Raw genomic sequence first — 25,971 nt, forward strand, 5'->3', positions numbered from 1 at the left:
GTGCCGGCCACGGCCGGCACACGGTTCCCACGCCTCTCCGGCATGGCCGGCGGAGCGCTTAGGCGGGCACGCTCGCCACCCCGGCCTCCAGGAACCGCTTCCCGTTCACCCGCTCCGACACGCCCTCGCGGTCCAGGTACGGTGTGATGCCGCCCAGGTGGAAGGGCCAGCCGGCGCCGGTGATCAGGCAGAGGTCGATGTCCTGGGCCTCGGCGACGACGCCCTCGTCGAGCATCAGGCCGATCTCCTGGGCCACCGCGTCCAGGACGCGGTCGCGGACCTGCTCCTCGGTCAGGACGGTGTCGCCCTGCTTGAGGAGCGCGGCGACCTCGGGGTCCAGCTCGGGCTTGCCGCTGTCGTAGACGTAGAAGCCGCGCTTGCCGGCCTCGACGACCGCCTTGAGGTTCGGGGAGACCGTGAAGCGCTCGGGGAAGGCCCGGTTGAGGGTCTCCGAGACGTGCAGGCCGATCGCGGGGCCGACCAGCTCCAGCAGGACCAGCGGGGACATCGGCAGGCCGAGCGGCTCCACCGCCTTCTCCGCGACCTCGACCGGTGTGCCCTCGTCGATGACGTTCTGGATCTCGCCCATGAAGCGGGTCAGGATGCGGTTGACCACGAACGCCGGGGCGTCCTTGACCAGCACCGCGGTCTTCTTCAGCTTCTTGGCGACGCCGAACGCCGTGGCCAGCGAGGCCTCGTCCGTCTGCTCGCCGCGGACGATCTCAAGGAGCGGCAGGATCGCGACCGGGTTGAAGAAGTGGAAGCCGACGACCCGCTCGGGGTGCTTCAGCTTCGACGCCATCTCCGTCACGGAGAGGGACGAGGTGTTGGTGGCGAGGATCGCGTGGGCCGGGGCGACCGCCTCGACCTCCGCGAAGACCTTCTGCTTGACGCCCATCTCCTCGAACACGGCCTCGATGACGAAGTCCGCGTCCGCGAAGCCCTCGGCCTTGTCCAGGACGCCGGAGACCAGGGCCTTCAGGCGGTTCGCCTTGTCCTGGTTGACACGGCCCTTGCCGAGCAGCTTGTCGATCTCGGCGTGGACGTAGCCCACACCCTTGTCGACGCGCTCCTGGTCGATGTCGGTCAGCACGACCGGCACCTCCAGGCGGCGCAGGAAGAGCAGCGCGAGCTGGGAGGCCATCAGGCCGGCGCCGACGACGCCCACCTTGGTGACCGGGCGGGCCAGCGACTTGTCCGGGGCGCCCGCCGGGCGCTTGCCGCGCTTCTGCACCAGGTTGAAGGCGTAGATGCCGGAGCGCAGTTCGCCGCCCATGATGAGGTCGGCGAGGGCCTGGTCCTCGGCGTCGTAGCCCCGCTGGAGGTCGCCGTCCTTGGCGGCGGCGATGATGTCCAGGGCGCGGTAGGCGGCCGGGGCGGCGCCGTGCACCTTGGAGTCGGCGATGAACCGGCCGCGCGCGACGGCCTGGTCCCAGGCCTCACCGCGGTCGATCACCGGACGCTCGACGACGATCTCGCCCTTGAGGACGGCCGCAGTCCAGATCAGCGACTGCTCCAGGAAGTCCGCGCCCTCGAAGATCGCGTCCGCGATGCCGAGTTCGTGGACCTGCGCGCCCTTGAGCTGCTTGTTCTGGTTGAGGCTGTTCTCGATGATGACCGAGACGGCCTTGTCGGCGCCGATCAGGTTCGGCAGCAGGGCGCAGCCGCCCCAGCCGGGGACCAGACCGAGGAAGACCTCGGGGAGCGAGAACGCGGGGATGGCCGCCGACACCGTGCGGTAGGTGCAGTGCAGGCCGACCTCGACGCCGCCGCCCATCGCGGCGCCGTTGTAGTACGCGAACGTCGGCACGGCCAGCTTCGACAGCCGCTTGAAGACGTCGTGGCCGCCCTTGCCGATGGCGAGCGCGTCGTCGTGCCGCTTCAGCAGCTCGACGCCCTTGAGGTCGGCGCCGACCGCGAAGATGAACGGCTTGCCGGTGATGCCGACGCCGACGATCTCGCCGTCCGCGGCCTCCTTCTCCACCTGGTCGACGGCGGCGTCGAGGTTCGTCAGCGACTGGGGGCCGAAGGTGGTCGGCTTGGTGTGGTCGAGCCCGTTGTCCAGGGTGATGAGCGCGAAGCGCCCGACGCCCAGGGGGAGTTCGAAGTGGCGTACGTGGGCCGTGGTGACGACCTCGCCGGGGAACAGCTCGGCCGCGCCCTTCAACAGCTCTGCGGTGGTGCTCACTTGTCCCCCTCGAAGTGCGGGTTCTCCCAGATGACCGTCGCGCCCATGCCGAAGCCGACGCACATGGTGGTCAGGCCGTAGCGGACGTTCGGCTGTTCCTCGAACTGGCGGGCCAGCTGCGTCATCAGACGGACGCCGGAGGAGGCCAGCGGGTGGCCGAAGGCGATGGCGCCGCCGTACTGGTTGACGCGCTCGTCGTCGTCGGCGATGCCGTAGTGGTCCAGGAAGGCGAGGACCTGGACGGCGAAGGCCTCGTTGATCTCGAACAGACCGATGTCGGAGATGGACAGGCCGGCCTGGGCCAGGGCCTTCTCCGTGGCCGGGATCGGGCCGTAGCCCATGACCTCGGGCTCCACACCCGCGAAGGAGTAGGAGACCAGGCGCATCTTGACCGGGAGGTCGTTCTCGCGGGCGAAGTCCTCGCTCGCGATGAGCGAGGCGGTGGCGCCGTCGTTCAGACCGGCCGCGTTGCCGGCGGTGACCCGGCCGTGCACGCGGAACGGGGTCTTCAGGCCGGAGAGGTTCTCCAGGGTGGTGCCCGGGCGCATCGGCTCGTCGGCGGTGACCAGGCCCCAGCCGGTCTCACCGGCTTCCGCGTTGGTGCGGCGCACGGAGACCGGGACCAGGTCGGCCTGGATCTTGCCGTTGGCGTACGCCTTGGCGGCCTTCTCCTGGGAGCGGACCGCGTACTCGTCGGCGCGCCGCTTGGTGATCTGCGGGTAGCGGTCGTGCAGGTTCTCCGCGGTCATGCCCATGAACAGGGCGGACTCGTCGACCAGCTTCTCGGAGACGAAGCGGGGGTTGGGGTCCACGCCCTCGCCCATCGGGTGGCGGCCCATGTGCTCGACACCGCCCGCGACGGCGACGTCGTACGCGCCGAAGGCGACGGAGCCGGCCACCGTGGTGACGGCGGTCAGGGCGCCGGCGCACATGCGGTCGATGGAGTAGCCCGGGACCGAGGTGGGCAGGCCCGCGAGGATGCCGGCCGTGCGGCCGATGGTCAGGCCCTGGTCGCCGATCTGCGTGGTCGCGGCGATGGCGACCTCGTCGATCTTCTTCGGGTCGAGACCGGGGTTGCGGCGCAGCAGCTCCCGGATCGCCTTCACGACGAGGTCGTCGGCGCGGGTCTCGTGGTAGATGCCCTTCGGGCCCGCCTTGCCGAACGGGGTACGGACGCCGTCGACGAAGACGACGTCCCTGACGGTACGAGGCACGATGGCTCTCCTCCAGGTGCGGGACGCTGAGCGCTTGCTTACGGGTCATGCTACTTGTGGGTAACGTGACTGCACAGTCCCGTCGGCCGGAGCGGTGAACATCACACGTACGGCGCCCCGAGAGTACCCACGCGGCCGGATGCCGGGCGCGGGAGTGATCCCACGATTCGCCTGAGGACAGAGCCCCTCTCCTGCCACACTGAGTGACCGGACCAACACGGCGCCCGGGCCGGGTCGAGTCGAGGGGATCGGGACGAGCGGTGGGTGACCAGCCTGCTCCCGCGGTGGACATCGCACCTCTGCTGGTTGCGATGCCGCCGCTCAAGGAGCGCGAGGAGATCAGACGTGGCCTGCTGTCACCCGGTCAGCCCGTGTTCGCCTACGTCCGGGAGCGTGTGGCCGCCGAGGACGTCGCGACCTTGCGCGTGCTGCGCGACGAGGACCGGCCCCTGCACCGGCTGCTGACACCGAGGGCGGCCGCGGCGTCCAGCGTCCGGTCGCTGGTCGGGCACCCGCCCTATCTGAAGGAGGAGCCGGCCGCGGCCCAGTCGCTCCGGGCCGCGGCGGCCATGGGGCTGGCACTCGTCGGCGACGCCGGACAGGGCGCCGGGGAGCTGGCCTCCGGGCTGCTGTGGCTGCGCCGCAACCACGCCCACCCGGGCTGCGAACACGTCGCGGCGCTCGCCCTCGCGGCCGCGACCGAAGCCGGTCATGCCACCCGGCTGCGCCGCCTGACGGACGCCGTGCCCGAAGCCGACCGGGACCTGGCCCTGCCCGCGCTGACCTGGCTGCTCGCCCTCGACGGCGCCCTCCCCGAAGCCCGGACGGTGGCCACGGCGACCGTCCTGTTCGACGACGGACGCGGCGGTGTGCGAGGAACCCTCACCGCCGCCGTGCTGCCGGAGGGACCGCCCGCACTGCTGCCCGACCCCCGCGTCATGTCGGGCTTCCGCGGCGACGAGGGGTTCCGGCAGTCGCTGCGGGACGCTTGGGACGGCGCGGGCCACGGCGTCGGGAGCACGGTGCTCTGGTCGCTGACCGATGCGGAGGGCGTGGTCGGCATGGTGGAGGACACCTCGCTCGGCTGCGCCTTCGCGGTGCTGCTGGGCGAGGTCGCACGGGCCGGGCGCCGCTTACGGCCGCTCGCCCTGCGCAAGGTCAACCCGCGGACGGCGCTGGTCGGAGCTCTCGACCCGGCCCGGCCCGGGACGCTGGCCTCCGTGGGCGGGTACGAGGCCAAGCTGAAGGCCGCCGGGGAGGGCGCCAACGTCGTCGTGCCCGCCGCTGACCGGGCCGACGCCGTGCGGGCCCTGCCGGGCGGCACCGCCGGCGGGCTCTTGTACGCCGCGACCGTCCAGGAGGCGGCGCGCAGGGCGCGCATGTGGGACCTCCCGGTGGTGAAGCGGTGGAGCGTCACCGTGGTGGCCGTGCTGATCGTCCTCCTGGTGATCAGCGTGTCCGTGCTCAGAGCGGTCAGCGAGTCCGGCGAGGCGGAAGCCCGCAAGGCGCTGGCAGCCGACCTGGCGGCCGAGGCGATGCTGCAACGGGGCACCGATCCGAGGCTCGCCGGTCTGCTCGGCCTGGCCGCCTACACCATCGAGCCGGACACCCCACGCGCCGTCCAGGCCATGCGCGACGTGCTGGAGGCGAACTCCGGGGTCCGGATGTCCTGGCGGGCGAGCCCGGCCGCGGTGAACGGCATCGCCGTCGACGACAAGCGGGGTCGCGTCCACACCTCAGGGGACGACCCGTACGTCAAGACCTGGGACCTGCTGACCGGCAAGGAACTCGGCAGGGCCGAGGGCAGTGTGACCGACCTCGTGTTCGACGAGGGAAGCGGTCTGCTCGCCGGCCGGGACGGCAAGGCCGTGTCCGTCTACTCGGCCCTGGAGCCCGTCCCCCGGCTCATGGGCAGGCTCGGCACCCCCTCGTGCGGGAGGAAAGGCACCAAACCCGTCGCGACCGCGTTCGCCAACAGCGGCGTGCGACTGGTGGAGGTGCGGGACGACGGGGTCGTCGCCCAGTACGACACCACGACGCTGGAGGAGGTGTCCTGCCGGCGGACCGGGGACCAGAAGGTGGACGGCTGGCCCGTCCCCATGGAACCCGGCAGCGTGCTCGACGCCACGGTCGCGCCCGGCACGAAACAGGCCGGCAACGGTGAACTGCCGGAGGAGGAACGGGCGCTGCTGCTCGTCGAGTCCAATGACGTCTTCGCGGTCGGACTGGACAGCCACAAGGTCACCACCGAGATCCAGCGCGACGACATCCAGGGTGAGGCGTTCCAGATCGCCGCCAACGACGCCGACGTGCTCCTCGCGACCGCACAGGGGGTCCAGGCCTGGGACCGGCGCCACCGGCGGCAACTCGCCTTTCCCGTCGGCGGTCTCGCCCACCTGCCACGCGCCCTGGCCGAGCGGTCGGGCAGTGTGGTCATCGCCGGGGACAACGGCACGGCCCTCGTCCCCGTGGGCACCGGTGACCAGGCGATCGCCAGCCGGGACCTCGAGGAGCCGCGCGGCGGACCCGCCGTCACCGCCGCGGTCGGGGAGCTCTTCACCGTGGTGGCCGCCGGGCGGGGTGGGCGGGTCAACGTACTCGACCGGCGGCCCGGCCCCCTCAGCCTCAGCCCCGCCGTGCAGTCGGCCGTCGCGAACTTCGGACCGGAGGGCCAAATGGTACTGACCGAGGTCGCCTTCGCCGGCTCCGACGGCGTGTACACCATCGACCCGGACACCGTTCCCGAGATCGCGCTCAACCCGGCGGAGCAGTCGTACGGCCCCCTCGCGCGGTACTCGTTCCAGAGTTTCGGCATCCGTGACGCCACCGCCAGAGGAAAGCTGGTGGTAGCCGTCGGCACGTACGAAGGCCGGTCGGTCCTCGGCGTGTGGAGCAACGGGAAGGGCGTCCCCCGGACCCTGCGGGTTCCGGCCCTCGACCGCGCCGCCGGCAGCACCGAACAGGCCCTCACCGACGTCGCCTTCGTGCCCGGGAAGGACCTGCTCGTGGCCCGCCACGCCGACGGCCCCCTGGCGATCTGGTCCACCAGGACCTGGAAGCTCGTGAACACCATCCAGGTCGGGCAGGGTTCCGGTCTGGCCGTGCACGGACGGCAGGCGCTCGTCCTGGAAGACGGAGCGGGAGAGGGCCCCCGCCTCGTCCTCGCCGACCTCACGACCGGGACCACCCGCGCGGCAGCCGCACCCGGCGCCGAGCGCATCGCCTGGAGCCACGACGGTTCCCGCATCGCCGTGCTCGGCGGCGACAACACCGTGCGCTACCGGAACGCCGACCTGAAGGAGACCGCAGAGCCCCTCGTCCTGCCCGGGACGACCGAGCAGCCCACAGCACTGGCCCTCGCACCGGACGGCCGGCACGTCGCCGTCGCCGCCGGCGACGAGGTGCTCGTCCACGACACCGCCACCGGCCTTCAGGCCCTGCCCACCCTGCACAGTTCCCGCAGCCAGCGGATCACCCGCCTCGCCTGGTCGCCGGACGGCCACTTCCTCGCGGGGGTGACCAGCCCGGTCGACTCCGGCGAGGCGCCCGGGCCCGTGAGCCTGTGGCGCGTCGACGGCATCGACTGGCAGAACCAGGTCTGCCGCTGGACCGGTGGCGCCGGGCTCAGCACCAAGGAATGGAGCACCCACATCGGCGGACGTCACGCCTACATCAACCTCTGCGCCGAGACGAAGTGAGCCCCCTCATGCCCCGTACCGGACACCGCCTCCAAGGCTTTCGGGCCCTGGCCCTGGCCACGGTCCTCGCAGCCGCCGCGTGCACCTCCGCCGGCGACGGACCCGCGGCCCCGAAGTCCCGCCCCGCGTCCACGGCCACCGGGAAACCCGACCGGCAGCATCCCGTCGCGGCGTTCCTCCAGCCCGCCCGCGAGGCCGTGATGATGGCGGACGCCTCGGGCCGTACCTGGAAGGCCGCCGACCTGCCACCCAGCACGGCGACGTCCTCCTTCGACACCGAGCGACTGCCATCCGAGCTCGTCTGGTCGCCCGACGCGAGCCGCCTCGCCTGGATCGACCCCGGGAGTGTGGGCCAGACCGGACAGATACATCTGCTGGACGTGCGCAGCGGACGGCTGGCCTCCCGCCCCTGCCCCTGTGCCGGCCTCGGTTTCCTGGGCGAGGACGCCGTCAGCCTCGCCACCGACGGCAGGTCCCTCCTGCTGTTCCCGCCGGGCGGCAAGGCGCGGCGTATCGCACTCGACAAGCGGCTGTCCCCGTACTCGCAGCTCGCGACCGGAGGCGCCGACGACGTCATCCTGTTCTCGCTGCTGCCCGAGGGGGGTGACATCCACCGCGGAGAAGGCACCCTCGTCGTTGCCGACCGCAAGGGCACGGTCCGCCCGCTGCTGCCCGACAAGGGCACGACGTCCTTCGCCGAGGCCCAGCGGAAGCCCGGCGGTGACACCGTCGCCTGGGCCGACCTGGAGTCGAACGGTGCCTGCTGGCCCCTCCAGACCGTCAAGACCCACCCCGGCACCTCGGGCGCGGGCGCCCACAGATCGCTCCCCGACGACGCCGCGTTCCGCCACGCCCTGGTGGAACTGCCGCGCATGGTCACCCATCTAGCCTGGGCGGGCGACGGCCTCACCCTCACCTACAGCGCTCTGAGCGCCTGCCAGGTCATGTCTCCGGAGCGGGCCGTCTCCTATCACCTGCGCGACGGGCGGTGGACCTACCTCGGCAACGGCATGCTCGGCATCGCGTTCGGAGCCGATGGCCGGGTCGTACGTCTCAAGGACCCGGTGTACGGGAAGGCCGACATCACCGAGACCGCCGACCCGATCACCGGCACTCTCACCCTCACCACCGGCGGCGGCGAACTGGTCCTCGGAAAGGGCGTGTCCCTGTTCGCGCTCACTCCCGCCGAGAGTGCCGCCGCCCGGCCTCCCAGGTCGTCGGCGGCACAACCGGCGGCAAGGGTGGCCGCCGTCGACGACCACGGCGCCCGGCTGCCCGCCGTGGTGCGGAAGCTGGCCCGGGACATCGCGGACGCGGCGGGACGAGGCGACACCGACCGGCTCGTGGAACTCTGCGACCCGTGCAGCACGGGAGAGCACGACTGGATCCGCTCCGACGACGGCCCGCGCAACGTCCTGCGGGCCATCCGCACCCATCCCCTGCGGCAACCCGGCGGTGGCCTGCTCTACCCGGGCCTCACCACGTGCGTGGACGAGCCGGACCAGGACATCAGCTGTACACCGCAGCAGCTCCACGACGCCGCCGCCCTGCGTCTGAAACCCGGATCGGCCCCTGGCATGGAGTACGGCGGCTCCGCCTACAGCGCCTCGGACGCCGTACTCGTACCGCTCACCCTGCGCCTCGAGAAGGGACGTGCACGATGGACCGGGCTGGCCGCGGGGTGAAGCCTCCCGCCACCGCATCCGTCGTCCCTCACCAGGCGCAGGCCACAAGCGGCCCGGCGCCCATCGTGAGCGGCGACACCGTCGAGGGCCGGCGGGTGCTCGGCTTCATCTGCACCGCGTCGTCCGCGCCCACGTCGGCCGACGACCAACTGCTCCTCGCCGGCGACGAGTACGCCGACCCCCCGCCACGGCGGAGTACCGACCCGGCCGACCAGCCGAGCCTGGTCCGCACCGGCCACCGTCCGGACCAGCAGATCCGCTCCGCCCGCACCCACCGGCCGGACGACCTGGACCCCGGCCTGACCGACCGCTTCCGCGCCCTGCTGCACGGCCCCCGCACGCCTCCCTTCACGGCCGCCCTGATCGAGCGCCTGGCCACGTCGGGACACCGCACCTGGCTCAGCGGAGGCGCCCCCCGTGACCTGCTGTCCGGAGCCGCACCCGGTGAGATCCAGGACCTGGACCTCACCGGAACCGCCCCCGCCGGGGCCTACACCGAGACCACCCGCCAGGTGCTCGACCTCGACGGCACCAGCGCGGAACACCCCCAGCGCTTCTGCCCCGACACCCTCGTCTGCACGGTCCTCGACCCCGTCGCCCGGACCGGCGGTCCCAGTCTCGACTACCGGGGCCTCGGTCTCGGCCTCGACGGCACGTCGGTCCCCGCCACCGGCACCGACCTGCTCCAGGACAGCCGGCAGCGCGACCTCACCGTCAACACGCTGCTCTACGACCCCGCACACAACCTGATCGTCGACCCGTCGGGCCAGGCGCTCGACGACCTCTCCGACGCCGGCGGGAGACGCCGCATGGTTCCCGTCACCACCTCGGCGGATCCGCTCGTGTGCGCCGAAGTGCTCCTGCGAGGGCTGAAGTTCCTGTTGCGCTGGCAGGGCCGGGACCTGGACGACGGGCCGTTGCGCGCCTGGGCCCGGGCACTCCCGCCCGACCTGCCCGCCCGGCTCGACCGGCGGGGCGAGCAGACCTGGGACCGGCTGCGCGGCCTGCGGGCCCAGTGCGTCCCCGACCCACGGGCGCCCGCCGTGCGGGAGACGGTCCGCGATTTCGGTCCCGTCGCCGCCGAGATCCTCACTCGATGCGATGAGGCCGGCTCATGACGACCGAGCACTCCGAGAGGGCCGCCCCGCCTCCGCACCGGCCCCTCAGCGACTGGATCGCCCGCGTGCGGCCGGCGGCGCCCGGGCGGCCCCCCGTCATCGGGCCGGTCAACGACGGGGACGAGCGCACCGACGCCCGCACGATGCCGCGCTTCCGTACGGAGCCGTGGACTCGGACCAGTCTGATCGTCGAACGGGCCGGTGAGCGCTACCGCGCCCTGGCGCTGCGGGCGTCCGACGGCGGCGCAGTCGTCGAACTCGACGACTGTGGAGCGCCCATCGCCGTTTCGGAGACCGGTGCCGAGCTGATCGACCGTCTCGAGAACCACTGGGCCGAGCCCCCCGCCGACCCGCGGACCGTCGACCGGCTCCGCTCCGAAGGCCTCGCTCTGCGCTACTTCCTCCTGCACCGGCTCGCCCGCGAGACCGACCCACCGCCGGCGCTCTTCCACAGCCTGCCCTGGGAACGCGTCGACGCCGCGGCACGCTCGGCCACGGCCCTGCTGCGCACCCAGACCGACGGCCTGCCGGCCTCGCCCGTCCCGCCACCGGACGGAGAGCTGCGCCACTGGTTCACCCCCGCCGCGTCGTCCCTGGCCGGCCCCCTCCAGGTCCTCGAAGCCGGACTGCGCGGCGAGCGGGCGGGCCCGTGGTTCGGCAGGGAAGCCGCCAACCTGCTGAGCGGCCTCCTGGGCGCGGAGCCCCGCCGTCTGCCCGACGCCACCCGGAACGCCCTCGCCGGCCTCGCCGGTGTACTCGGCGAGGCGGACCGGGCCCTGCACCACGCCGCACGCCAGGTAGCCGCCCGGCTGACCGGGATCCACCCCGTGACACCGATGAGGCGGCTTCTCGACTCCGACTTCGTCCTGCGGGCCTCGTCCGGCGAACCGCGATCCGGACGCGACGAGCCGTCCGGCCGCAGTGAGTTCCTCGAGCAGTGGCCGGTCGCCGCCGCCCTCACCGTGACCGGCAACCGCCTTCTGGAGATCGAGATGGAGATCGAGGACCACCCGGACCCTCCCACCCGGCGCCGCGCCGACGGCCCGCTCTGCCAGCCGGTGACCCTGCGACCGGTCATGGACGACACGGACATCCCCTCCGCCGGGCAGGGCACCCGGTACTGGATGCTGCTCCACACGGGAGCGGGGGCACTGGGCGGCTTCATCGCGGTGCCCGCCCCGGACCACACCTTCGAGGTCGACCTCGACGCACCGCCCCTGCCGCTGCGCTTCCTCGACCGTTTCCCCCCGGGCGAACTGGAGGCGTCCCTGCACGCCAACGAGCACATCACGCTGTCCGAGTGGCATCGCATGATCGACGGCCTGGAACCGTGGCACCCGGCCCATACCGCGCTCGCCGCCTACGTATCGCGCCATGGATGACGCCAACTCGCCCGGCAGCGAAGGGCATTCGGCCACGTCTCCAGTACGGCACCGGTACGGTGGGCCCGTGGACACCGAGGATCAGGCACGCCTTGACAGCGACGCCCGGCGGCGCCGAGCCATCGGGGCCGAGTTCAGGCGACTCGAAGAGAGCGCCATGTACAGCGCGCAATGCCAGTTCGAGGAGACCAAACGCTGGCGCGCCGTGCACCTCCTCCTCGGCGTCCCGGCCACCCTGCTCGCCGCCATCGCCGGAACCACGGCCCTGGTGGAGTCCACCGGACGGACCGCGGCCGGCATCCTCGCCCTGATCTCCTCCGGTCTCGGCGCGGTCCTCACCACGGTCAACGCCCCCCAGCGGACCGCCCAGGCCTCGGCGTCGGCGAATGCCTTCCTGGAGATCCAGACCGCCGCCCGCCAGCACCGCGAGATCGACCTGGACCAGTGGACCCTGGACGAGGCCCGGCAGGCTCTGGCGGCCCTGACCGTGCGGCGCGACGAACAGAACGCGACGGCCGAGGTGCCGGGCCGCCGTGCCTACCGCAAGGCCCAGGCCAACCTCAGGGCCGGGACGCAGAGGTACGCGGTCGACGGCGATTCCTGAGAGGGCAGCGCCGGAACGCGCACACCCGCGCGCATGGGCGGTGTTCCCCGCCCGGGACTCAGGATTTCGGAGGTGCCGTGGAACCCCGGGGCGTCAGCACGGGAGTGGGCACCGGATGCGATCCGGCCTCACCTCCCGTGATCACCGAGAACAGGGTCCGGGCCACCTCCGCCCCGAACCCGTGGACGTCATGGCTCATCGCCGACAGCGTCGGATGCGTCAGCCGGCACAGCTGCGAGTCGTCCCACGCCAGCAGCGACACGTCGTCCGGCACCCGCAGCCCCATCTCCGCCGCCACCGACAGTCCCGCCACCGCCATGATGTCGTTGTCGTACACGATCGCCGTCGGCCTCTCCGCCGGCGCCGCCGCCAGCAGTGAGCGGGTCGCCCGCGCGCCCGCGTCCCCGGAGAAGTCCGTCGCCACCTGCCACGCCCGCGCGGCCGGCTTCAGCGCCCCGACCGCCTCGTCGAACGCGGTCGTACGGATCGAGGTGTGCCCGAGCGCCGCCGCGCCGCCCACCCGGGCGATCCGCCGGTGCCCGAGCGCCGCCAGATACCGCACCGCCTCGGTCACGGCCGTGGCGTCGTCCGTCCATACGGAGGTCAGCCCGCCGGTCAGCGACGGGTGTCCGACGGCCACCACCGGCAGCCCCAGCCGTTCGGCCACCGCCGGGCGGGGGTCGTCGGCCCGGAAGTCCACCAGGATCGACCCGCCGATCTGCCGGCCCCTCCACCACGACTCCATCAGCCCGACCTCCTCGTCCGGGCTGCGCACCAGCCGCAGCAGCAGCGAGCAGGACCGCTCGACCAGGACGCTCTCCACCCCGGAGACGAACTCCATGTAGAACGGCTCCAGGCCGAGCAGCCGGGCGGGCCGGCACACCGCGAGACCCACCACGTCCACCCGTGACCCGGCCAGCGTGCGCGCGGTCGGACTCGGCGCCCACCCCAGTTCCCGCGCCGCCCGGAAGATCCGGTCGCGGGTCGCCTCCGACAGGCCGGGTTTCCGGTTGAAGGCGAGGGACACGGCCCCCTTGGACACACCGGCGCGCGCGGCGACGTCCTTGATGGTGACGCGGGGAGGCGGCGTTGCCGTCATCGAGTGGGCTCCACGCAGTACAGGGCGCAGCGGGCGGTGTCCGGGTCCGGAGTCTTCCAGCCCCGCACCCCGATCGTCACCTCTTCCCCGGGCAGCAGGGTCACCAGCCCCCGGTCGGCCACCGCCTCCGGGGCCAGCCGGTCGGCCTGGAGCAGCAGGTCCCGTACGAGGGTGCGGGCCGTGACCGTGATGCCGTCCGGTACGAGGGCGACCTCGAACTCCGGGCGCGGGTACGGGATCTCCTGGTCCGGTACGGGGAAGTGCAGCGCCCGCACCGTGTCCGCGTCGGCGACCAGGAACTCCTTCGGGCCGACCGGTACCAGACCGGCCGGGACCTCGGTCACCGCCACGGTCCGCCCCTCGGCGGCCAGCACCGGGCCCGCCTCCCCGAGCACCGCGCCGTCCACGGACATCCGGCGCAGCCGCAGCGTGCCGTGCCAGGCCTCGGCGGACTGGTTGACCGCCGCCACCACAAGACCACCACCGTCCCCGTCCGCCCGTACGGTCAGCAGCCGGTCCGCGTACAGCCGCCGCAGCTCGTGGTAGAGCGGCTTCTCCCGCCCGTCCCCGTCGATCGCGGCCCACGAGGTCACCGGCCAGCAGTCGTTGAGCTGCCACACCACCGTGCCCGCGCACACCGGCCAGTGCGAGCGCCAGTGCTCGATCCCGGCGGCGATCGCACGCGCCTGGTTGACCTGCGTCAGATAGTGCCAGCGGTCGAAGTCCCCCTCCGGGACGGCGAAATGGCGGGCCAGACCGCGCTCCAGCTTGCCGTTGCCGTCGTCCGCCTTCTGGTGGTGCAGCACGCCGGGGGAGTCCGGCGCCAGCTCCTCCCCGGGCAGCGCCCGCCGCAGCGTGGCGTACGCGGGCGGTGCCTGCCAGCCGAACTCGGCCACGAAACGCGGCACATGGAGGCGGTAGTCGGCGTAGTCGGTGCGGTTCCACACCTCCCAGGAGTGGTGCGTGCCGTGCGCCGGGTCGTTGGGGTGGTGCAGCCAGGAGCCGGACCAGGGGCTGCCCGCCGTGTACGGCCGTGTCGGGTCCGACTCTGCGACCACACGCGGCAGTACGCCCAGGTAGTAGCCCTCGCCCCAGGAGTCCCCGGCCAGCCCCGGCTCCCAGTCCCAGTCCCTGAACCCCCACAGGTTCTCGTTGTTGCCGTTCCACAGCACCAGAGAGGGGTGCGGCATCAGCCGTACGACGTTCTCCCGCGCCTCCGCCTCCACCTCCCCGCGCAGTGGCTGTTCCTCGGGGTAGGCCGCGCACGCGAACGGGAAGTCCTGCCAGACCAGCAGCCCCAACTCGTCGCAGGCGTCGTAGAAGTCCTCGCTCTCGTAGATCCCGCCGCCCCAGACGCGGACCAGGTCCACGCCCGCGCCGGCCGCCTGCTCCAGCCGCCGCCGGTAGCGCTCACGGGTGATCCGGGACGGGAAGACGTCGTCCGGGATCCAGTTGACACCCCGCGCGAACAGCCGCTCCCCGTTGACGACCAGGGTGAACCCGGTGCCGTGGGCGTCGGCCGAGGTGTCCAGCTCCACCGTCCGGAACCCGATCCGGCGCCGCCACGAGTCCAGCGCACCCTCGCCGTGCAGCAGCGTCAACTCGACGTCGTACAGCGGCTGTTCGCCGTAGCCGCGAGGCCACCAAAGCCGTACGTCCGGCACTCGCAGCCGTACGGTCCCCCGCGTCCCGTCGATCTGCGCGCGGGCGCGTACACCGCCGACGCTCGCCTCCACGGTGAGCGGTGCCCCGGTCCGGGAGCGCTCCACGTCGACCGCCAGCTCGACCTGCCCCGTGCCGTCCTCGACGGTGACCAGCGGGCGCACCCGGGCGATCCGGGCCGTCGACCAGTGCTCCAGCCGCACCGGCCGCCAGATCCCGGCCGTCACCAGCGTCGGCCCCCAGTCCCAGCCGAACGAGCAGGCCATCTTGCGCAGGTACTGGTACGGCTCGGTGTACGCTCCCGGCCGTTCGCCCAGCTTGCCGCGCACCGCCTCGGCCTCGGCGTAGGCGGAGGCGAACCGCACCGTCAGCCGCCCGCTCAGCCCCGTCACGTCGAAGCGGTACGAGCGGTGCATGTTCCGCGTCCGGCCCAGCGGCCGGCCGTCGAGCAGGACCTCGGCGACGGTGTCGAGACCGTCGAAGACCAGATCCGTCCGCTCGTGCGCACCCGCCCCGGCGGTCAGCTCCGTCCCGTACGTCCACTCCCGCCGGCCCACCCACGCCACCTCGGCCTCGTTCCGGCCGAGGAACGGGTCGGGTATCAGCCCGGCCGCCAGCAGATCGGTGTGCACACACCCCGGCACCGAGGCGGGGAGGCCGTCCCCCGTGCCGTCCGGGTGTCGCAGGGTCCATCCCTCGGTGAGCGGTGTGACCTGACGCATGCACACTCCCTAAACCGGTCGAGCCCTGTCGGGGCAGCATTTTGACATCGTTGTCTTAATAGAGACTTTACCGGTTCAGTGAGGGGCTGCCAGAGTGCCGAATCAGCCAACCCACTCGTGCTCGTCCGCCCCGTGAACGGAGCTGATGCACATGTACCGCCGCACCGCACTTACCGGATCGATCGCCCTCCTCGCCCTGCTGGCCTCCGCCTGCACGGGCACGGGAGGCTCCTCCGAGGGCGCGGACGCCGAGGCGCCCGACGACCCGTCGAAGGTCGAGGGCTCCATCACTGTCCTCACCCACCGGACCGACCTGGTGCAGGACGGGACGATGAAGAAGTACGCGGCAGAGTTCAACAAGACCTACCCCGGTGTGAAGGTCGAGTTCGACGGCCTCACCGACTACGAGGGTGAGGTCAAGATCCGTATGAACACGGAGAACTACGGCGACGTCCTCATGATCCCGGCGGTCATCGAGAAGAAGGACTACCCGAAGTTCTTCGCCTCCCTCGGCACCAAGGCCGAACGCGGCGCCAAGTACCGCTTCACCGACTACTCCACCGTCGGCGGCAAGGTCTACGGCCAGAGCCCGATCGGTGTCGTCCCCGGCTTCATCTACAACAAGAAGGTGTGGGGCGAGGCCGGCGTCACCGACTGGCCCACCACCCCGGCCGAGTTCCTCGACGACCTGAAGGCGATCAAGTCGAAGACCGACGCGGTGCCGTACTACACCAACTTCAAGGACATGTGGCCGCTGACCCAGTGGACCAACGTCAACGGCTCCGTCGGCTGCGACACGAACGCCACCACGAAGCTCGCCGAGGGCGACCCCTGGGCCGAGGGCGCCGACCTGCGCGTGGGCGACACCCTGCTCCACGACATCGTCGGCGGCGGACTGGTGGAGAAGGACCCGACCACCACCAACTGGGAAGCGTCCAAACCCAAGTTGGCCAAGGGTGAGATCGCCACCATGTGGCTCGGCTCCTGGGCCGTCGTCCAGATGCAGGACGCCGCGAAGCAGGCCGGCACCGACCCCGCCGACATCGGTTTCATGCCCTTCCCCGCACAGCGGGACGGCGCCTTCTGCGCGGTGACCTCCCCGGACTACCAGCAGGCCGTCAACGTCAACTCCGATCACAAGGAGGCCGCCCGCGCCTGGATCGACTGGTTCACCGACAAGTCCGGCTACGCGGCGGCCAACCTCGCCCTGTCCCCGCTGAAGGACGCCCCGCTGCCCGACATCCTCCAGCCGTACGAGGAGAAGGGCGTCAAGCTCATCGACCTCGACGACAGCAAGGGCGCCGAGGTGAAGTCCATCGACAACCAGTCCGAGGTCGGCATCTACAAGCCCGACTACCGTCAGGAGCTCGTCGACCTCGCCCGCGGCGCCCGCGGGGGCAGCCTCGACGACTTCCTCGGCGACCTCGGCGAGCGCTGGGCCGAGGCGCGGAACTCGCTGGGGTCCTGATGACGGACACCACCCGCAAGGCGGCGCGGCCGGACGTCCCGGCCGCGCCCGCCGGGCCGAAGCGGGCCGCGCCGGCCCCGCGCCGCACCCGGCTGTCGCGCCGCCTCACCCCGTGGCTCTTCCTGATCGCCCCACTGGCCCTGCTGCTGACCTTCACCTACGCGCCGATCGCCAACATGCTCGCGTACAGCTTCACCGACTGGGACGGCGTCAGCCCGGAGCTGAACTGGACCGGCACCGAGAACTACACCGAACTCCTCACCCGCTCCGAGCTGTTCGAGGTCTTCTTCGTCAGCGGCTACTACCTCGTCGCCTCCGTGGTGCAGATCGGTCTCGCCCTCTACTTCGCCACGATCCTCAGCTTCGACGTCCGCTTCCGGAACTTCTTCAAGGGCGTGCTGTTCTTCCCGTACCTGATCAACGGGGTGGCGATCGGCTTCGTCTTCCTCTACTTCTTCCAGGACGGCGGCACCCTCGACTCCGTACTGAGCCTGTTCGGCGTCGGGACCGACCACGCCTGGCTGGGCACGCCGTTCTCCGCGAACACCTCACTCGCCGGCGTCTCCGTCTGGCGCTACATGGGCCTGAACTTCGTACTCTTCCTCGGCGCGATCCAGTCCATCCCGGGCGAGCTGTACGAGGCGGCCGAGATCGACGGGGCGAACCGCTGGCACCAGTTCCGGCACATCATCGCGCCCGGCATCAAACCCATTCTGAGCCTGAGCGTCATCCTCTCCGTCTCCGGCTCGCTCTCGGTCTTCGAGATCCCGTACATCATGACCGGCGGCGCCACCGGCACCGAGACCTTCGTGATCCAGACCGTGAAGCTGGCCTTCCAGTTCAACAAGACGGGCCTCGCCTCGGCCGCCGCCGTCGTCCTGCTGCTGATCGTCCTGGCGGTCACCTGGGTGCAGCGGCGCATCGTCCCCGACGAAAAGGTGGACCTGGTATGACCCGCCGCACCGTGGCCCGCGCCCTCGTGTACGTGTCCCTTGTCCTCGCCACGCTCGTCGTGCTGCTGCCGCTCACCGTGGTCTTCCTGACCTCGCTGAAATCGTCCAAGGAGATGGCCGACGGCAGCGGAGCGCTGGCCCTGCCCGACGACCCGCTGAACTTCGACAACTACGCGACGGCGTTCCGGGACGGCCAGATGCTGTCCGCGTTCGGCAACACGGCGATCATCCTGGTCGTCGCCGTCGGCGGCACGATCCTCATCGGCTCGATGACGGCGTACGCGATCGACCGCTTCCACTTCCGCTTCAGGAAACTGGTCGTCGCCCTGTTCCTGCTGGCCGCGCTGGTGCCGGGGGTGACCACCCAGGTGGCGACCTTCCAGATCGTCAACAGCTTCGGCATGTTCGACAGCCTGTGGGCGCCGATCGCGCTCTACATGGGCACGGACATCGTGTCGATCTACATCTTCCTGCAGTTCATCCGCTCCATCCCGATCTCCCTGGACGAGGCGGCCCGTCTGGACGGCGCGGGCGCCTTCGCGGTCTACCGCAAGGTGATCTTCCCGCTGCTCAAACCGGCGATCGCGACGGTCGTGATCGTGAAGGGGATCAACGTCTACAACGACTTCTACATCCCCTTCCTCTACATGCCCTCCGAAGATCTTGGCGTGATCTCGACGTCCCTGTTCCGCTTCAAGGGCCCCTTCGGCGCCCACTGGGAAACCATCTCGGCAGGCGCGGTCCTGGTCATCCTCCCCACCCTGCTCGTCTTCCTGTTCCTCCAGCGCTTTATCTACAACGGCTTCATGAGGGGGGCGACGAAATGAGGGCCGCCGAAGCGGGGTGCCTGGAAGGAGGCGCCGACATGGGCGCCCCATAGGGGCGCGGGGAACTGCGCGACAAGCCACGACGCACCCGCACCCGCCGTACGACGAGACCCGCCGTACGGCGACTAGGCACCGCCCGCCGAAGCCAACGCGGCAACCAGCACGGGCGTGACCTGCTCGACCTGCCACGCACGCGCCCCGTAACCTGCCAGAGCCAAGGCGACGGACTGCCCATCGGCAGGCTTTGGCGGCTCCCAGCAGACCCTCCGCACCGTGTCCGGCGTGATCAGGTTCTCCGGCGGCATGTTCAGCCGCTCGGCGAGCGCGGCGACGCCCGCCCGAGCCGCGGACAGCCGTGCCGCCGCCGCCGGGTCCTTGTCGGCCCACGCGCGCGGCGGCGGGGGGCCGGTCACCGGCTGGCCGGGCTGGGGCAGCCGGTCCTCGCTCAGTGCCTTCGCCCGGTCGACGGCCGCCTGCCACTGCTCCAGCTGGCGCCGCCCCACGCGCTGCCCGAACCCGTTGAGCGCGGCGAGGGCGTGGAGGTTGGCCGGGAGGGCGAGCGCGGCCTCCACGATCGCCGCGTCCGGGAGCACCTTGCCGGGGGAGACGTCCCGGCGCTGTGCGATCCGGTCGCGGGTCTGCCACAGCTCCCGTACGACGGCCATCTGCCGGCGCCGGCGCACCTTGTGCATGCCGGAGGTGCGCCGCCAGGGGTCCTTGCGGGGCTCGGGCGGCGGTGCCGAGGCGATCGCGTCGAACTCCTGCCGGGCCCAGTCCAGCTTGCCCTGCCGGTCCAGCTCCTTCTCCAGCGCGTCGCGCAGGTCGACCAGGAGCTCGACGTCGAGGGCGGCGTAGCGCAGCCAGGGTTCGGGCAGCGGGCGGGTGGACCAGTCGACGGCGGAGTGGCCCTTCTCCAGGACGAAGCCGAGCACGTTCTCGACCATCGCGCCGAGCCCGACGCGGGGGAACCCGGCGAGGCGTCCGGCCAGCTCGGTGTCGAAGAGGCGGGTGGGCACCATGCCTATCTCACGGAGGCAGGGCAGGTCCTGGGTGGCGGCGTGCAGCACCCACTCGACGCCGGACAGCGCCTCGCCGAGACCGGACAGGTCGGGGCAGGCGACGGGGTCGATCAGCGCGGTGCCGGCGCCCTCGCGGCGCAGCTGGACGAGGTAGGCGCGCTGGCCGTAGCGGTAGCCGGAGGCGCGCTCGGCGTCCACGGCGACGGGGCCGCTGCCCGCGGCGAAGGCGGCGATCGCCTCGGCGAGGGCGGCCTCGTCCGCGATCACGGGCGGAATGCCCTCGCGCGGTTCGAGCAAGGGGATCGGCGCCTCCGTAGCAGAAGATCCGCCGTCGTCCGGAGGGGCGCCTCCGGTGGTGCGCAGTGAACGGTCTGCTGCGGTGTCGTGGGCGTCGGTCACCTGTCAAGGGTATCCGTGCCGTGAAGGCGCCCGTCGACGGTTGTGTTCCGTGACGGGCGCCGGTGGGTCGTATTCCGGTCAGGAGGGTGAAAGATCGTGTTCGTGAGCCCGTGGGAGGGGCGGAACGGGAGGGGTGGGAGTGGTCAGTGGATGATGCCGGTGCGCAGGGCCACCGCCACCATGCCGGCGCGGTCGCCCGTGCCGAGCTTGCGGGCGATGCGGGCGAGGTGGCTCTTGACGGTCAGTGCGGACAGGCCCATGGAGACGCCGATCGCCTTGTTCGACTGGCCCTCCGCCACCAGTCGCAGCACCTCGACCTCACGGCCGGACAGTTCTCGGTAGCCGCCCGGGTGGCTCGGGGCACCCGGGGGGCGGCGGTGCAGGCGGGCGGCGGCGGAGCCGATGGGGGCGGCACCGGGTCGGGTGGGGAGCCCGAGGTTGGTGCGGGTGCCGGTGACGACGTAACCCTTCACTCCGCCGGCGAGGGCGTTGCGTACGGCGCCGATGTCGTCGGCGGCGGAGAGGGCGAGGCCGTTGGGCCAGCCGGCGGCGCGGGTCTCGGAGAGGAGGGTGAGGCCGGAACCATCCGGCAGATGGACTTCGGCGACGCAGATGTCGCGGGGGTTGCCGATGCGGGGACGAGCCTCCGCGACGGACGAGGCCTCGATGACGTCGCGTACACCGAGCGCCCACAGATGGCGGGTGACGGTGGAACGGACGCGCGGGTCGGCCACGACCACCATGGCGGTCGGCTTGTTCGGGCGGTAGGCGACCAGGCTTGCGGGCTGCTCGAGGAGAACGGACACCAGGCCTCCTGGGTACGGGACGGGGCCGGCTCGTGGGGGTGCAGTCGGGACGAACCGTGCTTTCAAGGTCACAGTCGTCTTCGGCAATAAACCTGGTGTCCTTTAACGAATGATCACGAAGTGATGAGTAACAATCCGAGCAATTCGGACGCACGAGCGATCATTCGAAGACCGAACGGTTTCGATCCGCGTCGCAACGCTTCCGAAAGTGGCCGTGTCGACAAAGAGATGGCCGATGGTGACGGCCGGGAGCCCCGAGCGGGAGGTTCAGCGCGACTGCGGACCCCTCCGCTGCGGCAGCGTCACCACGGACGCGTCCCCGGCAGCGGCCGGCGGCAGCCCCGCGACCTGCGCCAGCAGATCGGACCACGCCGCCAGATGGGCGGCCGTGTCCGGGGCCCCGCCCAGGCCCTCCCGGGGCGTCCAGGAGGCCCGGATCTCGATCTGCGAGGCGGCGGGCCGCGCGGACAGCCCGCCGAAGTAGTGGGAACTCGCCCGCGTCACCGTGCCGCTCGGCTCGCCGTACGTCAGTCCGCGCGCCGCCAGCGCACCGGTCAGCCAGGACCAGCACACGTCCGGGAGCAGCGGGTCCGCCGCCATCTCCGGCTCCAGTTCCGCGCGCACCAGCGTCACCAGACGGAAGGTGCCCCGCCAGGCGTCGTGCCCGGCCGGGTCGTGCAGCAGCACCAGCCGGCCGTCGGCCAGATCCTCCTCGCCGTCGACGACCGCCGCCTCCAGCGCGTACGCGTACGGGGCGAGCCGCTTCGGAGCGGGCGCGGGATCCACCTCGATCTGCGGCCGCAGCCGCGCGCCGCGCAACGCCTCGACAGCGGCCCGGAAGGGCGGCGGGGGCGCACCCCCCGCACCCCCCGCACCCCCCTGTCCGGAGTCCCCTCCGGTCCCCTTCCGTTCGTCCATTCCGCCAGCGCCGTCCGACAGTCGTCCCTGAGCCGCAGCCATGCGGGGAAGATTAAGCGGAACGGGCCCCCGGTGCAGGGAGGGACACCCGCGCCGCCCGGCGGTGTCCGGATCCCGCCCCGCGGGCCCTGGGGTCCGGGCGCGCCGGCGGGTCGTGCGAGACTTGCCGGTGTGAGTGCCAACGCAAGCCCGACGGGCCAGACGCCGACCGCGACCCCCGATCCCGTCAGGAACGACACGGTCCAGGAATCCGCCTTCCTCAAGGCGTGCCGACGCGAGCCCGTGCCGCACACGCCGGTGTGGTTCATGCGGCAGGCCGGGCGCTCACTGCCGGAGTACCGCAAGGTCCGCGAGGGCATCGGGATGCTCGACTCCTGCATGCGCCCCGACCTGGTCACCGAGATCACGCTCCAGCCGGTGCGCCGCCACCACGTCGACGCGGCGATCTACTTCAGCGACATCGTCGTACCCCTCAAGGCCATCGGCATCGACCTCGACATCAAGCCCGGCATCGGCCCGGTCGTCGAGCAGCCCGTGCGCACCCGCGCCGACCTCGCCCGGCTGCGCGACCTCACCCCCGAGGACGTCTCCTACGTCACGGAGGCGATCGGCATGCTGACCCGCGAGCTCGGGTCCACCCCGCTCATCGGCTTCGCGGGCGCCCCGTTCACCCTCGCGAGCTATCTCGTCGAGGGCGGCCCGTCCCGTACGTACGAGAACGCCAAGGCGATGATGTACGGCGACCCCGAGCTCTGGGCCGACCTGCTCGACCGCCTCGCCGGCATCACGGCCGCGTTCCTCGAGGTCCAGATCGCCGCCGGCGCCTCTGCCGTCCAGCTCTTCGACTCCTGGGCCGGCGCGCTCGCCCCCGCCGACTACCGGCGCTCGGTGCTGCCCGCCTCGGCGAAGGTGTTCGACGCGGTGGCCGGCCACGGCGTCCCGCGCATCCACTTCGGCGTGGGCACCGGCGAGCTGCTGGGGCTCATGGGCGAGGCCGGCGCGGACGTCGTCGGCGTCGACTGGCGCGTCCCGATGGACGAGGCCGTCCGCCGCGTCGGCCCCGGCAAGGCGCTCCAGGGCAACCTGGACCCGACCGTCCTGTTCGCCGGCCGGGAGGCCGTCGAGACCAAGGCACGGGAGGTCCTGGACACGGCCGCCGGCCTGGAGGGCCACATCTTCAACCTCGGCCACGGCGTCATGCCGTCCACCGACCCGGACGCCCTGACCCGCCTCGTGGAGTACGTCCACACGCAGACCGCGCGCTGAACCCACCGCGTACGCGCCGCACGCGCGTCGGAACCCGGGGGCGGGGTACTGGGCACACGTTGCCCGCCACGTTCGCTCCCGGGTACGGGCAGGTGGAGGCCGCATGAGGCTCGAGATGTTCGACCCCGCCCCGATCGGCGTCGTCTTCACGCAGGGGCCGGAACACCGGCTCGCGTACATGAACGCCGTCTACCGGGACACCTTCGGCGACCGTCCGCTGGGCCGGACGATCCGCGACGCCTTTCCCGACCTCGCGCAGTCCGGCTACTTCGACATCTTCGACCGGGTCCTCGCCACGGGCACGGCCGAGGTGCTCACCGCCGTACCCGTCGACCTGGCCTACCCCGGCCCGGCGAACGGCGGGACCCGCTACTTCTCGTTCAGCATCTCCCACGCCACGATGAGCGACGGCCGGCCCGGCGTGCTCGGCGTGGTCGTGGAGGTCACCGAGCAGGTGACCGGCGAGGAACGGATCCGTGTCCTGTCCGAGGAGCGCCGCCGCGCGCTGCAGCGCTACCGCAGCCTGGTGAATGCGAGCTCCCAGATCGTGTGGGTGACCGGCCCCAAGGGCGGGGTGACCGAGCCCAGTCCCGGCTGGCAGCGGGTGACCGGACAGAGCTGGGAGGAGTTCCGCGGCGACGGATGGATCGACGCCCTCCACCCCGACGACCGCGCCGCCGCCGTCGCGTCGTGGCAGCGGGCGCTGGACGAGCAGGCGCCCCGCTGGACCCACACCTACCGGCTGCGGCTGGCCACGGGGGGCTACCGTCACTTCGCCGTCGACGCCGCACCGGTGCGCGACGGGGACACGGTGATCGAGTGGATGGGCACCTGCGCGGACGTCGAGCAGGAGTGGCAGGAGACCCGACGTGAGGAACTGCTGGCACGGGCCGCCACCGCCACGGCCGGCATCGTACGGCCGGCCGAGATGTTCACCGCCCTCGCCGATGTGATCGTGCCGGACATCGCCGACAGCTGCACCGTCCACCTCCTCCCGCACGCCCTGCACCGGCTGCCCGGCACCTCGCTGACCGCACAGCGCGTCACCGCGACCACCTGCGAGGGCCTGCCCGACCTGCCCCCGCACCGCGAGGAGCACCTGCGGCCCGGCAGTCCGCTCGCCCTCACCGCCGACCGGCGCAGCCCGCTCCACGCCGTCTTCCCGCCCGGCGCACCCCCCTCGGAGCTCGCCCCGCCCGACGACGAACCCTGGCTGGCCGACGGGGTCAACAGCGTCGTGGTGTTCCCCGTCGTCGTCGGCGGCACCACCGCCGCCCTGGTCACCGTCTCCACCAGCGGCGACCGCCCTCCCCTCGGCCGGACCGAGATCAACCTGCTGCAGACCCTCCTGGAACGCGCCCACACCCCCCTCAGCAACGCCCTGGAGTACCAGCGCACCCGACAGGTGGCGCTGGCCCTCCAGCGCAGCCTGCTCACCGACCCGCCGGACGTGCCCGGCCTCGGCATCGCCGTCCGCTACCGGCCCAGCACCGCGGCCGCCGAGGTCGGCGGCGACTGGTACGACTCGTTCGTGCTGCGTGACGGCGCCACCGTCCTCACCATCGGCGACGTCTCCGGCCACGACCTGCCCGCCGCCGTCACCATGAGCCAGCTGCGCAACATGCTCCGCGGACTCACCCTGGACCGCCAGGAACCGACCGGCACGATCCTGCGCCGGCTGGACGTCGCCGTGCAGACCCTGTACCTGGAGTTCACCGCCACCTGCGTCCTGGCCCGGGTCGAACGCCGGGACTCCGGTGGCCTGCAGCTCCACTACTCCGTCGCCGGACACCCTCCGCCCCTGCTGGTCGAGGCGGACGGCACCGCGCGCTTCCTGACCGGGGCCCGGTCCCCGATGCTCGGACTCGATCCACAGCCCGAGTACGCCAGCGCCGTACAGCCGCTGCTGCCCGGCTCGACCCTGCTGCTGTACACCGACGGGCTGGTGGAGCGCCGCGAGGAGGACCTCACCGTCGGCCTGGAGCGGCTGCGGCTGCACGCCTCGGCCGCCGTCGGACACCCGCTGGAGGCCTTCTGCGACGCGCTGCTCGCCGACCAGCTCACCGTGGACAACGACGACGACGTGGCCATGCTGGCCCTGCGCCTCCCCGCGTCCTCCCCGGCCGGGTGAGCGGCATGCCGGCCCGGCCGGCCCGCGTCCCGGTCACCGTCGCCGCCGCGCGTCCTTCCGCGGCCTCCGCGGGGGAGCCGCCGCGCGTGGTGGCCGGAGCCGGCGGGCCGTCGAACGCGGGTCGACGGTGAGAGCGCATCCCAGGGGTGAGGTGAGGGAACGCAGCGCGTCGGCGGAGAGCCTGATCCAGGGGTGGTCCCGGCCGAGGGTCTCCAGCAACCGTACGGAGGTGGTGAAGGCGACGGCCGTACGGCGCCCGGAGGGAGTGCGGAAGAAGCAGGTCACGAAGTAGCCGCGTTCCGGACGGACGGGTACGTACAGCGGACCGTCCGGCACGCCGGGTCCGGCCCCGGGGTCGCTTCGGGGATCCGTCACGCCTCATCTCACCTCACCGGGGTGAAGTCCCGCGCGCCGATGAACTCGGGCCGTCGGATCGGTGCGGCGAACGGTTCGACCGCCGTGTTCTCCACGCTGTTGAAGACGATGAACACGTTGCTGCGGGGGAAGGGTGTGATGTTGTCGCCGGAGCCGTGCATGGCGTTGCAGTCGAACCAGGTCGCCGAGCCGGGCCTGCCGGTGAACAGCCTGATGCCGTGTTCCGAGGCCATCTTCGTCAGCGCCTGGTCGGAGGGTGTTCCGGCGTCCTGCATCTGCAGGGACTTCTTGTAGTTGTCCTTCGGGGTGGCGCCCGCGCATCCGAGGAACGTCCTGTGCGACCCCGGCATGATCATGAGGCCGCCGTTGGTGTCGTGGTTCTCGGTGAGCGCGATCGAGACCGAGACGGTGCGCATGTTCGGCAGGCCGTCCTCGGC

19 protein-coding genes are annotated in these 25,971 nt (G+C 72.0%); 10 read left to right on the forward strand and 9 right to left on the reverse strand.

The window, feature by feature from the left end:
* Positions 1-58: 58 nt before the first annotated feature.
* Positions 59-2,188 (reverse strand): 3-hydroxyacyl-CoA dehydrogenase NAD-binding domain-containing protein, encoded by a 2,130-nt coding sequence (locus ACFV5H_RS36030; RefSeq protein WP_385198959.1) that lies wholly within the window; start codon positions 2,186-2,188, stop codon positions 59-61.
* Positions 2,185-3,402, reverse strand: a complete 1,218-nt coding sequence (locus ACFV5H_RS36035) for a thiolase family protein (protein WP_385198961.1) — start codon at positions 3,400-3,402, stop codon at positions 2,185-2,187. The genes ACFV5H_RS36030 and ACFV5H_RS36035 overlap by 4 nt, the downstream gene beginning before the upstream one ends.
* A gap of 284 nt (positions 3,403-3,686) precedes the next feature.
* Between ACFV5H_RS36035 and ACFV5H_RS36040 the strand changes: the two genes are divergently transcribed.
* From ACFV5H_RS36040 to ACFV5H_RS36060, 5 genes are all read left to right on the forward strand, one after another.
* Positions 3,687-7,100, forward strand: a complete 3,414-nt coding sequence (locus ACFV5H_RS36040; RefSeq protein ID WP_385198963.1) for a WD40 repeat domain-containing protein — start codon at positions 3,687-3,689, stop codon at positions 7,098-7,100.
* Between the two features lie 8 nt (positions 7,101-7,108).
* Complete coding sequence (locus ACFV5H_RS36045; protein ID WP_385198965.1) at positions 7,109-8,785, forward strand: hypothetical protein; 1,677 nt, start codon at positions 7,109-7,111, stop codon at positions 8,783-8,785.
* Positions 8,786-8,850: 65 nt separating this feature from the next.
* A complete protein-coding gene (locus ACFV5H_RS36050) occupies positions 8,851-9,903 on the forward strand; it encodes a hypothetical protein (RefSeq protein ID WP_385048640.1) in 1,053 nt (350 codons plus the stop codon).
* A complete protein-coding gene (locus tag ACFV5H_RS36055; RefSeq protein WP_385048643.1) occupies positions 9,900-11,285 on the forward strand; it encodes a hypothetical protein in 1,386 nt (461 codons plus the stop codon). The genes ACFV5H_RS36050 and ACFV5H_RS36055 overlap by 4 nt, the downstream gene beginning before the upstream one ends.
* 67 nt (positions 11,286-11,352) lie before the next feature.
* Complete coding sequence (locus tag ACFV5H_RS36060) at positions 11,353-11,889, forward strand: SLATT domain-containing protein (protein WP_266468492.1); 537 nt, start codon at positions 11,353-11,355, stop codon at positions 11,887-11,889.
* A gap of 58 nt (positions 11,890-11,947) precedes the next feature.
* Here ACFV5H_RS36060 and ACFV5H_RS36065 read toward each other — a convergent pair whose 3' ends face one another.
* Together ACFV5H_RS36065 and ACFV5H_RS36070 are read right to left on the reverse strand one after the other, a co-directional pair.
* Positions 11,948-12,988 carry a LacI family DNA-binding transcriptional regulator gene (locus tag ACFV5H_RS36065; RefSeq protein WP_385048646.1) on the reverse strand — a complete coding sequence of 347 codons (1,041 nt, stop codon included), beginning with the start codon at positions 12,986-12,988 and terminating at the stop codon, positions 11,948-11,950.
* Positions 12,985-15,372 carry a glycoside hydrolase family 2 protein gene (locus ACFV5H_RS36070; RefSeq protein ID WP_385048649.1) on the reverse strand — a complete coding sequence of 796 codons (2,388 nt, stop codon included), beginning with the start codon at positions 15,370-15,372 and terminating at the stop codon, positions 12,985-12,987. The genes ACFV5H_RS36065 and ACFV5H_RS36070 overlap by 4 nt, the downstream gene beginning before the upstream one ends.
* A gap of 151 nt (positions 15,373-15,523) precedes the next feature.
* On the opposite strand from ACFV5H_RS36070, the gene ACFV5H_RS36075 reads away from it, so the two are divergent.
* From ACFV5H_RS36075 to ACFV5H_RS36085, 3 genes are read left to right on the forward strand one after another with little or no spacing between them, the layout of a single operon-like run.
* On the forward strand, positions 15,524-16,840 hold the full coding sequence (locus tag ACFV5H_RS36075; protein WP_385048652.1) for an ABC transporter substrate-binding protein: 1,317 nt from the start codon (positions 15,524-15,526) through the stop codon (positions 16,838-16,840).
* Positions 16,840-17,793: a carbohydrate ABC transporter permease gene (locus ACFV5H_RS36080; RefSeq protein ID WP_385048655.1), complete on the forward strand. Its 954-nt coding sequence runs from the start codon at positions 16,840-16,842 to the stop codon at positions 17,791-17,793. Before ACFV5H_RS36075 ends, ACFV5H_RS36080 begins: the two co-directional genes overlap by 1 nt.
* Positions 17,790-18,620 (forward strand): carbohydrate ABC transporter permease, encoded by an 831-nt coding sequence (locus tag ACFV5H_RS36085; protein ID WP_385198967.1) that lies wholly within the window; start codon positions 17,790-17,792, stop codon positions 18,618-18,620. The genes ACFV5H_RS36080 and ACFV5H_RS36085 overlap by 4 nt, the downstream gene beginning before the upstream one ends.
* Before the next feature lie 125 nt (positions 18,621-18,745).
* Here the strand turns inward: ACFV5H_RS36085 and ACFV5H_RS36090 are convergent, their stop codons facing one another.
* From ACFV5H_RS36090 to ACFV5H_RS36100, 3 genes are all read right to left on the reverse strand, one after another.
* Positions 18,746-20,038 (reverse strand): HRDC domain-containing protein, encoded by a 1,293-nt coding sequence (locus ACFV5H_RS36090; RefSeq protein WP_385198969.1) that lies wholly within the window; start codon positions 20,036-20,038, stop codon positions 18,746-18,748.
* A 143-nt stretch (positions 20,039-20,181) separates the two neighbouring features.
* Positions 20,182-20,844, reverse strand: coding sequence for a LuxR C-terminal-related transcriptional regulator (locus ACFV5H_RS36095; RefSeq protein ID WP_385048666.1), 663 nt, complete (start codon positions 20,842-20,844; stop codon positions 20,182-20,184).
* Positions 20,845-21,111: 267 nt separating this feature from the next.
* On the reverse strand, positions 21,112-21,804 hold the full coding sequence (locus ACFV5H_RS36100; RefSeq protein ID WP_385048668.1) for a DUF3000 domain-containing protein: 693 nt from the start codon (positions 21,802-21,804) through the stop codon (positions 21,112-21,114).
* Positions 21,805-21,933: 129 nt separating this feature from the next.
* On the opposite strand from ACFV5H_RS36100, the gene hemE reads away from it, so the two are divergent.
* On the forward strand, positions 21,934-23,028 hold the full coding sequence (gene hemE / locus ACFV5H_RS36105; protein WP_385048671.1) for a uroporphyrinogen decarboxylase: 1,095 nt from the start codon (positions 21,934-21,936) through the stop codon (positions 23,026-23,028).
* A 103-nt stretch (positions 23,029-23,131) separates the two neighbouring features.
* A complete protein-coding gene (locus ACFV5H_RS36110) occupies positions 23,132-25,159 on the forward strand; it encodes a SpoIIE family protein phosphatase (protein WP_385198971.1) in 2,028 nt (675 codons plus the stop codon).
* A 33-nt stretch (positions 25,160-25,192) separates the two neighbouring features.
* On the opposite strand, the gene ACFV5H_RS36115 is transcribed toward ACFV5H_RS36110, so the two are convergent.
* Both ACFV5H_RS36115 and ACFV5H_RS36120 read right to left on the reverse strand, forming a co-directional pair.
* Positions 25,193-25,534: an SAV_915 family protein gene (locus ACFV5H_RS36115; protein WP_385048676.1), complete on the reverse strand. Its 342-nt coding sequence runs from the start codon at positions 25,532-25,534 to the stop codon at positions 25,193-25,195.
* 8 nt (positions 25,535-25,542) lie between these two features.
* A partial coding sequence (locus ACFV5H_RS36120) for a phytanoyl-CoA dioxygenase family protein (protein ID WP_385198973.1) occupies positions 25,543-25,971 on the reverse strand: 429 nt, incomplete at its 5' end.

This window comes from Streptomyces sp. NPDC059787, assembly GCF_042732315.1.
In the GTDB taxonomy this organism is placed as follows: domain Bacteria; phylum Actinomycetota; class Actinomycetes; order Streptomycetales; family Streptomycetaceae; genus Streptomyces; species Streptomyces atrovirens.